General features: G+C 71.6%; 13 protein-coding genes. 3 read left to right on the top strand and 10 right to left on the bottom strand.

All coding sequences use genetic code 11. The annotated features are described in order from the left end of the window. Positions 1 to 191: 191 nt before the first annotated feature. The 4 genes from QNO09_RS35275 to QNO09_RS35260 all read right to left on the bottom strand — a co-directional run bounded on the left by QNO09_RS35275 (position 192) and on the right by QNO09_RS35260 (position 4400). The gene (locus QNO09_RS35275) at positions 192 to 1328 is read right to left on the bottom strand and encodes a dipeptidase (protein WP_283974311.1); all 1137 of its coding nucleotides are present in this window, start codon (positions 1326 to 1328) and stop codon (positions 192 to 194) included. A gap of 215 nt (positions 1329 to 1543) precedes the next feature. Beyond that, positions 1544 to 2731, bottom strand: coding sequence for a dipeptidase (locus QNO09_RS35270; RefSeq protein WP_283974310.1), 1188 nt, complete (start codon positions 2729 to 2731; stop codon positions 1544 to 1546). Between the two features lie 5 nt (positions 2732 to 2736). Further along, on the bottom strand, positions 2737 to 3240 hold the full coding sequence (gene purE / locus QNO09_RS35265) for a 5-(carboxyamino)imidazole ribonucleotide mutase (protein WP_451521478.1): 504 nt from the start codon (positions 3238 to 3240) through the stop codon (positions 2737 to 2739). 20 nt (positions 3241 to 3260) lie between these two features. Next, the gene (locus QNO09_RS35260; protein WP_283974308.1) at positions 3261 to 4400 is read right to left on the bottom strand and encodes a 5-(carboxyamino)imidazole ribonucleotide synthase; all 1140 of its coding nucleotides are present in this window, start codon (positions 4398 to 4400) and stop codon (positions 3261 to 3263) included. Between the two features lie 163 nt (positions 4401 to 4563). Here QNO09_RS35260 and QNO09_RS35255 point away from each other — a divergent pair, with 163 nt between their 5' ends. Next, positions 4564 to 5067: a GtrA family protein gene (locus tag QNO09_RS35255; RefSeq protein WP_283974316.1), complete on the top strand. Its 504-nt coding sequence runs from the start codon at positions 4564 to 4566 to the stop codon at positions 5065 to 5067. 42 nt (positions 5068 to 5109) lie between these two features. Here the strand turns inward: QNO09_RS35255 and QNO09_RS35250 are convergent, their stop codons facing one another. Then, positions 5110 to 6384, bottom strand: coding sequence for a sensor histidine kinase (locus QNO09_RS35250; protein ID WP_283974307.1), 1275 nt, complete (start codon positions 6382 to 6384; stop codon positions 5110 to 5112). 29 nt (positions 6385 to 6413) lie between these two features. Then, positions 6414 to 7091: a response regulator transcription factor gene (locus tag QNO09_RS35245; protein ID WP_283974306.1), complete on the bottom strand. Its 678-nt coding sequence runs from the start codon at positions 7089 to 7091 to the stop codon at positions 6414 to 6416. A gap of 514 nt (positions 7092 to 7605) precedes the next feature. Here QNO09_RS35245 and QNO09_RS35240 point away from each other — a divergent pair. Continuing rightward, positions 7606 to 9111, top strand: a complete 1506-nt coding sequence (locus tag QNO09_RS35240; protein ID WP_283974305.1) for a peptide MFS transporter — start codon at positions 7606 to 7608, stop codon at positions 9109 to 9111. 74 nt (positions 9112 to 9185) lie between these two features. On the opposite strand, the gene QNO09_RS35235 is transcribed toward QNO09_RS35240, so the two are convergent. The 4 genes from QNO09_RS35235 to QNO09_RS35220 form a co-directional block, all read right to left on the bottom strand. Continuing rightward, positions 9186 to 10175, bottom strand: coding sequence for a hypothetical protein (locus QNO09_RS35235; protein WP_283974304.1), 990 nt, complete (start codon positions 10173 to 10175; stop codon positions 9186 to 9188). 142 nt (positions 10176 to 10317) lie between these two features. After that, a complete protein-coding gene (locus QNO09_RS35230) occupies positions 10318 to 11019 on the bottom strand; it encodes an LPXTG cell wall anchor domain-containing protein (protein WP_283974303.1) in 702 nt (233 codons plus the stop codon). A gap of 677 nt (positions 11020 to 11696) precedes the next feature. Then, complete coding sequence (locus QNO09_RS35225) at positions 11697 to 12248, bottom strand: ATP-binding protein (protein ID WP_283974302.1); 552 nt, start codon at positions 12246 to 12248, stop codon at positions 11697 to 11699. A gap of 258 nt (positions 12249 to 12506) precedes the next feature. Continuing rightward, positions 12507 to 12884, bottom strand: coding sequence for an STAS domain-containing protein (locus QNO09_RS35220; protein WP_031102780.1), 378 nt, complete (start codon positions 12882 to 12884; stop codon positions 12507 to 12509). 239 nt (positions 12885 to 13123) lie between these two features. Here QNO09_RS35220 and QNO09_RS35215 point away from each other — a divergent pair, with 239 nt between their 5' ends. Continuing rightward, positions 13124 to 14050: an RNA polymerase sigma factor SigF gene (locus QNO09_RS35215; RefSeq protein ID WP_283974301.1), complete on the top strand. Its 927-nt coding sequence runs from the start codon at positions 13124 to 13126 to the stop codon at positions 14048 to 14050. Positions 14051 to 14102: the final 52 nt, after the last annotated feature.

Here is a 14102-nt window from a genome sequence, read left to right as displayed (position 1 = left end):
CCCGGCACGCTCCCCCGTTCTCGGCTTCGCTCGAACGGGAGGGGCCCCCACCGCCGCACCGCGCGAAGGCCCAAGTAGCTCCGCTACGAGGGCTTCCAGGCGGCACTCCCCCAAGCTCTTCGAGCAGGGGAGACCCCCAGAGCACGCACCGAACGCCGCTCCTTCTCCCACGGAGATCCATCAGAAGCGGCCTAGCCGTCCAGCTCCGAGATCGTCGCCGTCGAGGGTTCACGGCGCTGCTGGGCGGCGCGGGCTGTGAAGTCGGCACCCCGCAGGACCCGCTGGACGTTGCCCCAGGTCAGCTGGGCCAGGTCCGCCTCCTCCCAGCCGCGTCGCAGCAGTTCGGCGACGAGCCTGGGGTAGCAGGACGTGTCGCCGAGCTCCTGCGGGTGGGCGGCCCCGGTGTCGTACGTGCCGGACAGTCCGACGCAGTGCGCTCCGGCCACGGCCCGGATGTGGTCGAGGTGGTCGGCGACATCGCGGACGGTCGGTCCGGTCTGCTCGGCCGTCAGCGGCACCAGACACAGTCCCTTGGCCGCGCCCAGCTCCGCCAGAAGGTCGTCGGGGAGGTTGACGGGGTGGGGGCGCAGGGCCCGCGCGGCGGAGCGGCTGCACAGCACGGGCGCCCGGGACAGGCTCAGGACGCGGCGGACGGTCGGGGCGGACGCGCCGGAGAGGTCCACGATCACGCCGAGCCGGTTCATCTCCCGCACGACCGCCTCGCCGAACCGGGTCAGCCCCGCGTCACTCGCCCAGGACACACCGGTCAGCGTCAGGGCGCGCAGGCCCAGCAGGTGCAGCTGACGCAGGATGCCCAGCGAGTCGCCCAGGGCGGGCGCCCCGGCGGGGCCGAAGAGCACGGCGACGCGGCCGCAGTTGCGGGCGTTCGCGACCTGTCCGGCCGTAGAGACCGGCCGCAGGCCCTCCTCGCAGGTCCGGGCGACGGTCTTCGCCAGGTCCAGTTGCTCCAGGGTGGCGCCGACGGCCCGGTCGCCGTCCAGGCCCTCGGGCAGGTGCAACGACCAGAACAGCGCGCCCACATGGCCGCCGCGCAGCCGGGGCACGTCCGTGTCGACGGTGCTCTCGCCCTCCTCCAGGTCGTACCAGGACAGGCGCTTGAGCGCCCAGGGCAGCCCGTTGTAGCCGTCGGCCACCGGGTGCGCGGCGAGGATGGCGCGGGCCCGGGTCATGGGTGCGTCGTCCGGGTCGGAAACGGGCTCGTAGGACTCCGCCGTGACCAGGCCCTCATCGGGGTACGGCTCGGCCAGCTCGTCGAACTCGCCGGCGGTCGCGGCGGTGGGGCGCAGGTCGTCCTGGAGGTCTGCCATGGCGGCTCCGTACGCTCGTTCGTGAGGTACGGTCACCGTCGCACGGAGCGCAGAGCGGTTCCTGGTGGGCGGGGCGTTCGGAGTACGACGCCGGCCTCGTGCGCGGGCGTCCTCGTGGCGCGGCAGCGGACCGGTGCGCCGCTGAGCGGGAGGCGGGTCCGGTGCTCGTGGCGGGGCGGGGCGACCGGCTCCCCGGCCACCCCGCCCGGCCCCACTCAGCCTGCGGGCGCGTCCAGCGACTCGATCGTGGCGTTGGACGGCGAGCGCGTCGCCTGAAGCCCTCGGGCCACGCCCTCCGCCGCGTCCAGGACGCGGACCGCGTTCTTCCAGGTCAGCTTGGCCAGATCGGCCTTGGACCAGCCGCGGTCGAGCAGTTCCGCGAGGAGGTTCGGGTAGCCGGCGACGTCGGCGAGGCCGTCGGGGGTGAAGGCCGTGCCGTCGTAGTCGCCGCCGATGCCGAGGTGGTCGATGCCGGCCGTCTCCCGCATGTGGTCCAGGTGGTCGGCGACCGTCGACACCGTGGCGACCGGGCGCGGACGGCGCTCCTCGAAGGCGCGGTGCACCTTCATGGCCGGCGCGGTGGTGTCGAGGGGGTGGAAGCCGTGGGCCCGCATGTTCTCGTCGGCCGCGGCCGTCCAGTCCACGGCCGCCTGGAGCACGAACTTCGGCACGAACGTCACCATCGCGACACCACCGTTGGCGGGCAGCCGCTCCAGCACGTCGTCCGGGATGTTGCGCGGGTGGTCGCAGACGGCCCGCGCGGAGGAGTGGGAGAAGATCACCGGGGCGGAGCTCGCGTCCAGCGCGTCCCGCATGGTCGTCGCGGCGACGTGGGAGAGGTCCACGAGCATGCCGAGCCGGTTCATCTCGCGGACGACCTCGCGGCCGAACGCGGTGAGGCCACCGGCCTCCGGCTCGTCGGTCGCCGAGTCGGCCCAGTCGACGTTGTCGTTGTGGGTGAGCGTGAGGTAGCGCACGCCGAGCTCGTACAAGCCGCGCAGCGTGCCCAGGGAGTTGGCGATCGAGTGGCCGCCCTCCGCGCCCATGAGGGAGGCGATGCGGCCCTCCGCGCGCGCGGCCTCCATGTCGGCGGCGGTCAGCGCGGGACGCAGGTCCTCGGGGTGCCTGGTCAGCAACTGCCGTACGCAGTCGATCTGTTCGAGTGTGTCCGCGACCGGGGAGGGGGAGTCGGTGCGGACGTAGACCGACCAGTACTGCGCGCCGACCCCGCCCGCGCGCAGCCGGGGGATGTCGGTGTGCAGATGGGCGCTCTGGTCGGCGGCGATGTCGCGGGCGTCGAGGTCGTAGCGGACCTGCGCGCGCAGGGCCCAGGGCAGGTCGTTGTGGCCGTCGGCGACCGGGAACTCACGCAGGAGTTCCCGGGCCGCCTCCTGGGAGGTCACCGTCGTCACTTCCCCGCGCCGAAGCCGAAGCCGGCCGCACCCTCGACCTTGGAGCGCAGGCGCTTGCCCTTCTCGGTTGCCTGGTCGTTGAGCTCCTGCTGGAACTCGCGCATGCGGACGCGCAGCTCCTCGTCGTGCGCGGCGAGGATGCGGGCCGCGAGCAGACCGGCGTTGCGGGCCCCGGCCACGGAGACCGTGGCGACCGGGACGCCGGCCGGCATCTGCACGATGGACAGGAGGCTGTCCATGCCGTCGAGGTACTTCAGCGGCACGGGCACGCCGATGACCGGCAGCGGGGTGACGGAGGCCAGCATGCCGGGCAGATGGGCGGCACCGCCCGCCCCCGCGATGATCACCTTGAGCCCGCGGGCGTCGGCCTGCTCGCCGTAGGCGACCATCTCGCGCGGCATGCGGTGCGCGGAGACGACGTCGACCTCGTAGGCGATCTCGAACTCGTCGAGGGCCTGGGCGGCGGCCTCCATGACGGGCCAGTCGGAGTCCGACCCCATGACGATGCCAACAACAGGGCTCATTCGGTGATGGTGCCTCTCAGGTAGCCGGCAGCGTGACGGGCGCGCTCCAGCACGTCGTCCAGGTCGTCGCCGTAGGTGTTGACGTGACCGACCTTGCGGCCGGGCTTCACGTCCTTGCCGTACATGTGGATCTTCAGCTGGGGGTCGCGGGCCATGCAGTGCAGGTACGCGGAGTACATGTCCGGGTAGTCACCGCCGAGGACGTTGACCATGACCGTCCACCGGGCGCGCGGACGCGGGTCGCCGAGGGGCAGGTCCAGGACGGCTCGCACATGGTTGGCGAACTGGCTGGTGACGGCGCCGTCCATGGACCAGTGGCCGGAGTTGTGCGGGCGCATCGCGAGCTCGTTGACGAGGATGCGGCCGTCGCGGGTCTGGAACAGCTCGACCGCGAGGTGCCCGACGACGTCGAGCTCCTTGGCGATGTTCAGCGCCATCTCCGAGGCCTCCAGGGCGAGGGCCTCGTCGAGGTCGGGCGCCGGGGCGACGACCGTGTCGCAGACGCCGTTGACCTGGCGGGACTCCACCACCGGGTAGGCCACGGCCTGGCCGTGCGGGGAGCGCACGACATTGGCGGCGAGCTCGCGCAGGAAGTCGACCTTCTCCTCGGCGAGCACGGGGACACCGGCCTTGAACGGCTCGGCGGCCTCCTCGGCGGAGGCGACGACCCACACGCCCTTGCCGTCGTAGCCGCCGCGGACGGTCTTGAGGACGACGGGGAAACCCTCGCCCTCAGCGGCGAAGGCGGCCACGTCCCGCGGGTCGCTCACGATCCGGTGCCGTGGGCACGGCACACCGATCGCGTCGAGCTTCGCGCGCATCACCCCCTTGTCCTGGGCGTGCACGAGCGCGTCGGGGCCGGGGCGCACGGGGATGCCGTCCGCCTCCAGGGCCCTGAGGTGCTCGGTGGGCACGTGTTCGTGATCGAAGGTGATCACATCGCACCCGCGGGCGAACTGGCGCAGCGTGTCGAGGTCGCGATAGTCGCCGACGACGACATCGCTCACGACCTGCGCAGCGGAGTCCTGCGGGGTGTCACTGAGGAGCTTGAACCTGATGCCCAGCGGGATGCCCGCCTCGTGTGTCATACGAGCGAGCTGGCCACCGCCGACCATGCCGACTACCGGGAACGTCACTCCCCCAGGGTATCGGCCGCGCCGCAGTGGCCGGTTTCCCGCCCCTCCCTGGTCGTGCCCGGAGCGTCTGCGGCCGTCCACCGGCGTCCGCAGGAAGATCGCGCGGTCGGGTGGTTAGCATGGCTGGGTTGACGCCGACAAACGGACGGGGGCCCGCATGACCATGGGACATGGTGCCTCTCGGCTCCGGCGGACCGTTCGCGAGGTCGCCAAGTTCGGCGCGGTGGGCGGGGCCGGAGTGCTGGTCAACCTCGTCGTCTTCAACCTGGTCCGGCACACCACCGACCTCCCGGTGGTGCGGGCGAGCGTCATCGCGACCGTCGTGGCGATCGTCTTCAACTACGTCGGTTTCCGCTACTTCACGTACCGCGACCGCGACAAGAGCCGCCGTACCCGTGAGATGACCCTGTTCCTGCTGTTCAGCGCGATCGGCCTGGTCATCGAGAACGGCGTCCTGTACACGGCGACGTACGGCTTCGGCTGGGACACCCCGCTGCAGAACAACGTCTTCAAGTTCCTGGGCATCGGCATCGCGACGCTGTTCCGGTTCTGGTCCTACCGCTCCTGGGTCTTCCGCGCGCTTCCCACCCAGACGCCGGTGCCCGCGGGGCCGCTCCTGCGCGACGAGCCGCCCAGCCCCCCGAAGCCGAAGCAGCAGGTGCCGTAGCCCTGCGGGCGCCCGGACCGACAGAGCCGGCGGGGTGCGGCACTAGCGGACCATCGGTTCCCCGTCGTCCAGGGACTTGCTCAGGGGGGTGCGGGAGAGGAACAGGCCGAAGACCGGGGGTTTGGTCTGCAGCATCTCCAGGCGGCCTCCGTCGGCTTCCGCGAGGTCGCGGGCGACCGCCAGACCGATGCCGGTGGAGTTGCGGCCGCTGATCGCCCGTTCGAAGATCCGGGCGCCGAGTTCGGCGGGGACGCCGGGGCCCTCGTCCGTGACCTCGATCACCGCCTGGTTGCCGGTGACCCGGGTGCGCAGGGCCACCGTGCCGCCGCCGTGCATGAGGGAGTTCTCGATCAGCGCGGCCAGGACCTGCGCGACCGCGCCCGGCGTGCCCACCGCGCGCAGATGCCGTTTGCCGGAGCTGACGATCGCCCGTCCCGCGCTGCGGTACGCCGGCCGCCACTCGGCGAGCTGCTGCTGGATGACGTCGTCGAGGTCGAAGGAGACGGCGGAGCCGGTGCGCGGATCGCGGGAGTTCGTCAGCAGCCGTTCCACGACGTCCGTGAGCCGCTCGACCTGCGCCAGCGCGATCGTCGCCTCCTCCTTCACCGTCTCCAGGTCGTCGGTGAGGGTGATCTCCTCCAGCCGCATCGACAGCGCCGTGAGCGGCGTGCGCAGCTGATGGGAGGCGTCCGCGGCCAGTCGGCGTTCGGCGGTCAGCATGCGGGCGATGCGCTCGGCGGAGCCGTCCAGCACGTCCGCCACCCGGTCCAGCTCGGGCACCCCGTACCGCTTGTGCCGGGGCCGCGGATCGCCCGAGCCGAGCCGCTCGGCCGTCTCCGCGAGGTCGGTCAGCGGCGAGGCCAGCCGGTTCGCCTGGCGGACCGCCAGCAGCACCGCGGCCACCACCGCCAGCAGCGCGACCAGCGCGATGATCAGCAGGGTCCGGCCGACCTCGCGGGTCACCGAGGAGCGCGGCTCCTGGACGGTGACCGTCTCGCCCTCCTCACCGGGCGCGGTGGCGCTGATGACGTCCCCGACGGGCTTCGTGCCGACCTCGATGGGCGACTCCCCGGGGATGCGGATCACCGCGTAGTAGCGGCCCTGGGTGACCTGCTTGCGCAGCACCTCCGCGTCGACCTGCTGTGCCCCGAAGAGCCGGCTGTCGACGATGCTGGCCAGCCGGACCGCCTCGGACTCCACCCGCTCCTGGGCGCTGTTGCTGATGGTCCGGGTCTCGACGATGACGAGGGAGACGCCGAAGACGGCGATCACGACGAGCACCACGGCGAGCGTGGACTGGATCAGTCGGCGGCGCATGTCCTGTTACCCGAGCCCGGCCCCGCGGCTCAGCTCTTCTCGAAACGGAAGCCCACACCGCGCACGGTGGCGATGTAGCGGGGGTTGGCGGCGTCGTCGCCGAGCTTCTTGCGCAGCCAGGAGATGTGCATGTCGAGGGTCTTGGTCGACGACCACCAGGTCGTGTCCCAGACCTCCCGCATCAACTGGTCGCGGGTGACGACCCGGCCCGCGTCCCGCACCAGCACCCGCAGCAGGTCGAACTCCTTCGCGGTGAGCTGGAGCTCCTCCTCGCCCATCCAGGCGCGGTGCGACTCGACGTCGATGCGCACGCCGTGCGTGGCGGGCGGCTGCTGCGGCTCGGAGGCGCCGCGCCGGAGCAGGGCCCGCACCCGGGCGAGCAGTTCGGCGAGCCGGAACGGCTTCGTGACGTAGTCGTCGGCGCCCGCGTCGAGCCCGACGACGGTGTCCACCTCGTCGGCGCGCGCGGTCAGGATGAGGATCGGGATGGCATGGCCTTCGCCGCGCAGGCGCCGGGCCACTTCCAGACCGTCCATGCCGGGCAGACCGAGGTCGAGCACGACCAGGTCGACGCCGCCCTGCAGTCCGGCGTCGAGAGCGGAGGGTCCGTCCTCGCGGACCTCGACCTCGTAGCCCTCCCGGCGCAGGGCGCGGGCCAGGGGCTCCGAGATGGACGCGTCGTCCTCGGCGAGCAGTACACGGGTCATGAGGTGATGGTAGACCTGCGACGCCCTGAGCCGGGGTGTGACCGGAATCCTTGATCTTACCGTGGGCATACGCGGTTCTTACGTTCTGGGGGTAGCCGCCCGAACCTCTGCCTGTGGGGTGCGATCCTGGTAAGGACCTTGGAAACAGGGTGCACGGTTCCTCCGCCACCTGTGATCCGTGTCTCAAGCCCTTCCATGTCCGGCGGTGTCCTGCCGTATGGTGATTCAACGCCTGTAGCACCATGGCGACCTTCAGAGGCCGTTTGCCCTGAGGGTCTCTTTTGTGTGCGGGCCGGTTCCCGCCGGTCCCCCACGTGAAACGACCTGTGGCCGGGCCTCGTAGTGCGGTGACGCGCGCAGAGGCGTGGATCCCGGTGGCGACCGCCCACCGCTTCGTGACCCGGAGCGGCCCCCGTAGGCGTCGGACGGACGGCCGTACCCACCGGTGCCGGCAGCCCCCCACCGGGCGCACCACCGCTGCCGCGGGGCGCGTCCCGAGCAGCAAGGAACGACCATGGCGTCCAGCCTGACGAAGGACTCGGCCCGACCGGGCACCCCCGGTGCCGAGAAGACCTTCTTCGGCCACCCCCGCGGACTGGCCACTCTGTTCATAACCGAGATGTGGGAGCGCTTCTCCTACTACGGCATGAGGGCCCTGCTCCCGCTGTACCTGGTGGCCCCGGGTGGCCTGCACCTGAGCGCGGGCACGGCGACGGCCATCTACGCCGTCTACCTGTCGCTCGTGTACCTGCTCACCCTGCCCGGCGGCTGGTTCGCCGACCGTGTGCTCGGCCCCCGCAAGACGGTCGCCGTCGCGGGCGTGGTCATCATGCTCGGCCACCTGTGCCTGGCGCTGCCCGCGGCGGCGAGCTTCTATGTCGGCCTGGGTCTCGTGGCCGTCGGTTCCGGTCTGCTGAAGGCCAACATCTCGACGATGGTCGGCCACCTCTACGACGGCCCGGACGACCCGCGCCGCGACGGTGGCTTCACGGTCTTCTACATCGGCATCAACCTCGGCGCGTTCATCGCGCCGCTGGTCATCGGCACCGTCGGTGAGAGCGTCAACTGGCACCTGGGCTTCGCGCTGGCCGCGCTCGGCATGGCGCTGGGTCTCGTGCAGTTCCTGCTCGGCAGCCGCCACCTGAACGCCCGCAGCAGCGAGGTCCCGACCCCGCTGACGCCCGCCGAGAAGGCGTCCACCCTGCGCAAGGGCCTGATCTGGCTGGCCGTCGCCGTGGTCTTCTACGGTCTGGTCGGCGGCACCGGCCACTTCACCCTGAACTGGGCGCTGATCCCGCTCACCCTCCTCGGCCTGATCGTGCCGGTCCTGGTCATCTCCCGCATCATGCGCGACAAGGACCTGGACTCCGGCGAGCGCTCGAAGGTGTCGGCGTACATCTGGTTCTTCGTCGCGGCCGCCGTCTTCTGGATGATCTACGACCAGGGCGGCTCGACCCTGTCGCTGTTCGCCAAGGAGAAGGCCGACAACACGATCTTCGGCTGGGAGTTCCCGGTCTCGTGGTACCAGTCGGTCAACCCGGTCCTGATCATGGCGCTGGCGCCGGTCTTCGCCTGGCTGTGGCTGTGGCTGAACCGGCGCGGCAAGGAGCCGAGCACCATCGTGAAGTTCGCCTCCGGCCTGGTGCTGGTGGGTGCGTCCTTCTTCCTCTTCCTCGCCCCGCTGTCGATCGCCGAGGGCGGTCACAAGGCCGCGGCGATGTGGCTGGTCGCGATCTACTTCCTGCAGACCGTGGGTGAGCTGACGCTGTCGCCGGTGGGTCTGTCCGTGACGACGAAGATGGCGCCCGCGAAGTACGCGTCGCAGATGATGGGTGTCTGGTTCCTCGCCGTCACCGCGGGCGACTCCGTCACCGCGCTGCTGTCCAATCCGGCCGTCGGCGGGGTCAACCTCGACAGGGCGGGCTTCGTGGCGATGGAGGCGGCGCTCGCCGTGGTCGCCGGCTTCGCGGTGTACATGTACCGCAAGAAGGTCAAGGCCATGATGGGCGAGGTCCGCTGACGCCGGACCCTGACGCCGGTCCCCGGACCCTGACGTCGGGCCGTCGCACCCCCGGCGGGTGCGGCGGCCCTTCTTCATGGCCTTCCCGGGCCCGGCCGGTCGGCGTCGGGGGTGAACCGGGGCCGGGCCGCCGCCCTGCGGGGCGCCGACGGCCGCAGGCGGCGGGCCGGGCGGGCGGCGTGGCCGGGGCGGCGTGGCCGTACATGGTCGATCACGGCCAGGGCCGCGCGGAACAGGGCCGCCGGCACGACCAGCAGGACGAGGACCCAGAACAGGGTCACGCCCCAGGGACGCCCCACGCCCCAGGGGTGTTCGGCCAGCACCTTGCCGCCGTACTTCAGCGACACGGTGTAGTCGCCGTGCGCCCCGGGCGCGAGTTCCACGGGCAGTTCGATGCGGGCCTTCCCGCCCGGCCGGATCGTGCCGCGCCACCGCTGGTCCTGCCACTCGGGGGCGAACACGCCGTGTGAGGTGCCGACCTGGAAGACCGGGTTCTTCACGGGGGAGGTGCCGACGTTGCCGACGGTGACCACGAGGGTCCGCGAGGGCGGGGAGCCGAACCAGGTGAGCAGCCCGCCGGAGCCGCGCAGGCGGGCGTCGGCGAGCAGGGACAGCCGTCCGCCGGCCGCTTCGGCGGGCATCGGCTCGACGGCGTGCCCGGCGACCCGGAGGGCCGCGTCGGCCTCGGCCCCGGCTCCCGTCACGCTCGCCACGTGCACCACGCAGGGGCACGGCACCGGCGGCTCCACGACGGGCAGTTCGCGGCGGAAGCGGCCGTCGGCGCCGGTGGTGACGGTCCGACCGTCGCCGTTGGCACAGGAGTTGGTGCCGCCGGTCACGCCCCGCTCCGGCTCGGCCTGCCCGCACACCAGCAGCGTCAGCAGGGCACGCGGCCGCCAGCCGCTGCCGGTGACGATGACCGAACCGCCCGTCCCCGCCTCGGACTCGGACAGCTCGACGACGGGCCGGTCCGCCGCCGCGCCGGGGCCGGCGCCCGCCAGGACCAGCAGCAGCGCCAGCAGCAGGGGCAGCGCCCCGTTCGGAAGACGGACGGCGGGCGGCATCGGCGGCTCCAGCGGCGGTCGTACGGTGCGGGCGTACGGCGTCGGGGGCGGGGGCGGGGGTGGCGTCGGGGTAGGCGTCACATCGGCGTTCCGAAGCGGACCGGGACATCGGCGCCTGTCGGGAGAGACGGGGGACGCGGGCTCAGCGCCCTGCCCGGGCCCCCTGGTGACGCCGCGACAGCCACAGGGCCCCCGCCGCGCCGACCAGCAGGACCGTGCCGCCGAGGGTGCCGAGGGCGACGGCCGAGTCCTCCGGCCCGGTCTGCGGAAGCCCGGCCCCGGTGTCCGGGCCGGAACCGGAACCCTGAGCGGAGCCGGTGGTACCGCCGCCGCTCGCGGCCGTGACGTCGAGGGTGAGGGATGGTCCCGGGTCGTTCGTCGGGGTGCACGTGGTGGTCGTGCCGAGCGCCTTGATGGTGAGCACACCCGCCGTGAAGGTGACCTCGCCGCTCTTCTCCGGTGTGTAGGTGCCGCTCAGGTCGCTGATCTTGATGGGCGTGTTGGCCGGGATCGCGGCGTCGTTGGCGGGGCCCGTCACCGAGAGGGTGCCGCTGTCGGCGCCGCCCAGGGTGATGGTGGCGCTGGGCGTCATGGCGCCCTTGCCCAGTTCGACCGGGCTGGAGGAGACGCCCTTCTGCCAGGACATGGTGACCCGGTAGCCGCCGCCGCTCTCGACGGCCTTGATGTCGATGGGCGAGACGGCGCTCTTGTCGCCGATCGGCGTCTTGCACTGGTAGTTGACGTCGACGACCTCGGCCCGGGCGGCGGGGGCGGCCATCCACACCACCGAGCCGGCCAGGGCCGCGGCGGACGCGAGTGCGGCGGTTCGTTTCCGGTACGACACGGTGCCGCTCCCCTTCCTGTTCCTGACGGCGTATCAGATAAGGCCGTCAAGGTACGCCCGGGGCCTTGAGGAAGGAAGACACAGGGCACGCCGGATCCGCACGGGGCGATCACCCGTTCGGACGCATCCGGGGCGCTCACTTGAGCGACGAACCCGACGTATATGCACAAGATCAGGCAAGTACGCGCAGGATCGGTTAAACGCCTCTGGAAGGGGTGGAGGCTGTCCGAGGCGTGGCACGCATGCCCGAAATCGGGCAGGTCGACCCGAGATCACACGGGCGCGCGCGCCGGTCCTGGTCACACCGGCTTGCTTCGGGACAGCGATCAGGGGCGCGCCAGGGACCAGGCGGGCGCGTCACGGATTAGGTGAGGGCCACCCGGGACCAGGCGGGCGCGGCATGGACCAGGCGAAGGCGTCCGGGGGCAGGCGGGCGCACCACGGACCAGGCGAGGACCTCCGGGATCAGGCCAGTGCGCCACCGCACCACGGACCAGGCGAAGGCGCCCGGGAACAGGCGGGCGGCACGGACCAGGCGAGGACCTCCGGGATCAGGCCGGTGCGCCACCGCACCACGGACCAGGCGAAGGCGCCCGGGAACAGGCGGGCGTGGCACGGTCAGGTGAAGGCGTCGGGATGAGGCCGACGCGCCACGGATCAGGCGAGAACGCCCGGAATCAGGCCGGTGCGCCCAGTTCCGCCCACACCGTCTTGCCGGAGGCGCCCGGTGCGCGGACGACGCCCCAGTCCAGGCACAGGCGCTGGACGATGAACATGCCATGGCCGCCCGGGCGTCCCGCGCGGTGCGGGGTGCGGGGTGCGGGCTGGCCGGTGCCGCGGTCGGCGACCTCGACACGGATCACCTTGTTGTCGCAGGTGATCCGCAGCTGGTCCGGCCCTTCGGCGTGCAGGCAGGCATTGGTGACCAGCTCGGAGACGACCAGCAGCACATCCTCGGCCGCGGCGCGCCGGTCCGCGGAGGCGGCCGGAAGCCAGCCCCACGCGTACAGCGCCTGGCGGGTGAAGTCGCGCGCCAGCGGCACCACACCGCTCTCGCCCTCGAAACTCAGCCGGCGCACCTGCCGGCCCCCCGGCGATGCCGTCCCGGACGGCGTGCCCACGCCCTCGCCGGACGTACCGGTCGCCGCCACGCCACCCTCGGACGCCCCGGAAGCGCCGCTGGGCTCCGGCCCGCGGTCGCCCGGCGGGTAAGGCCGGGTGGTGCTCATCAGCGCTTCACCTCACCGATTCACCAGTTCACAATTCAAAAAGTTCACTACACCGCCAGTCGCGCAGCGCGCGGCGCGTCGGCTTCGCGGCGCCCCCGCCGCCCTGGCGACCGACACGTTCAGGATGTCTCTTGCCCTGGCGGACCGAGGGAACACCCATGTATTCCGCACGAAACGCGCGACAGGGCCGGGACACCGGTCACAGGGGGATGTCCGAGGCACCGCACACCGACGCACCGCACACCGACGCACCGCCGATCAGCCCGACTCGTCGGCCAGGGCCGCCTCGAGCGAGTCGTGGACGCTGAAGACCGCGTCCGCGCCCGTGATCTCGAACACGCGGGCCACCACCGGCTGCATGCCGGCGAGCGAGACGCCGCCACCGGCCGCCTCCGCCTTCAGCCGCGCCCCGAGGAGCACGTTGAGGCCCGTGGAGTCACAGAACTCCAGGCGCGCGCAATCGATGACCAGGCGCTTGAATCCCTTGGCGAGGCAGTCCTCGAGGGGCTCACGCAACAGATCGGCGGTGTGGTGATCCAACTCACCCGCCGGGGTCACGACGGCACTAGAGCCCTCTTCCCGCACCTCCACCAGAAGCCGGCCAGACTGTGCGCTGCCGACCGTCCCGCGGTCCATGCCGTCTCTCTCTCCCGACGTCGAGTCTGGTTGCTGACGCCCTCGAACACTACGCCTTCCCCGCACGCTTCGACACCCGAACAACTACACACAAACGGACATATGCCCACAGAACGCACTTGCGGTGGGCTCGGGAAAGCGGGTAGGCCTAGTAAGGACACGTACCCGACACGGTCGGCTTTGGAGGCGCCGCACACCGCAGTGCACCTTACGGCTCCGGCAGCCATATGCCGAGAACGATGGAGGACATCATGTCACCCCGGCTCGACGCATCGCGTACCCCCAAAGCGACGTCGGCACTCTCTCCGGAACATCTGGATCCCATCGAGCAGGACGAGATGCTCGTCACACAGGGCGGACTTCTCGCCGGACTTCCGGACATCCCCCCGTACGCGGAAGTCGGCGCGGTCGACGCACGGGCCCTGTCGAAGACCCTCTTCGAGCGTCTGGAGACGCTGGAGGAAGGGACCCAGGACTACTCGTACGTCCGCAACACGCTCGTCGAACTGAACCTCGCGCTGGTCAAGTTCGCCGCCTCCCGGTTCCGCTCCCGCAGCGAGCCGATGGAGGACATCATCCAGGTCGGCACCATCGGCCTGATCAAGGCGATCGACCGGTTCGAGCTGTCCCGCGGCGTGGAGTTCCCCACGTTCGCGATGCCGACCATCATCGGCGAGATCAAGCGCTTCTTCCGCGACACCTCGTGGTCCGTGCGCGTTCCGCGACGGCTCCAGGAACTGCGCCTGGATCTGGCCAAGGCCGGTGACGAACTGGCCCAGAAGCTGGACCGCGCCCCGACGGTGGCCGAACTGGCCGAGCGCCTCGGCCTCTCCGACGACGAGGTCGTCGAGGGCATGGCCGCGTCGAACGCCTACACTGCCTCCTCGCTGGACGCCCAGCCGGAGGAGGACGACTCCGAGGGCGCGCTCGCGGACCGCATCGGCTACGAGGACCACGGGCTCGAAGGCATCGAGTACGTCGAGTCGTTGAAGCCGCTGATAGCCGAACTCCCGCAGCGCGACCGGAAGATCCTGTCCCTGCGGTTCGTCGCGGGCATGACCCAGTCGGAGATCGGTGAAGAACTCGGCATCTCGCAGATGCACGTCTCGCGGCTGCTGTCGCGGACGCTGGTGCGGCTGCGCAAGGGGCTGACCGTCGAGGAGTGATCCTCGACGCGGGTGAACGTGTCCTCGGGGGGCGGGCCTGACGGCCCGCCCC

Source organism: Streptomyces sp. 378, from assembly GCF_030124145.1.
Taxonomy (GTDB): Bacteria; Actinomycetota; Actinomycetes; order Streptomycetales; family Streptomycetaceae; genus Streptomyces.
Note: the sequence above shows the minus strand (reverse complement) of the source record. Positions and strands in the feature narration are given on the sequence as shown.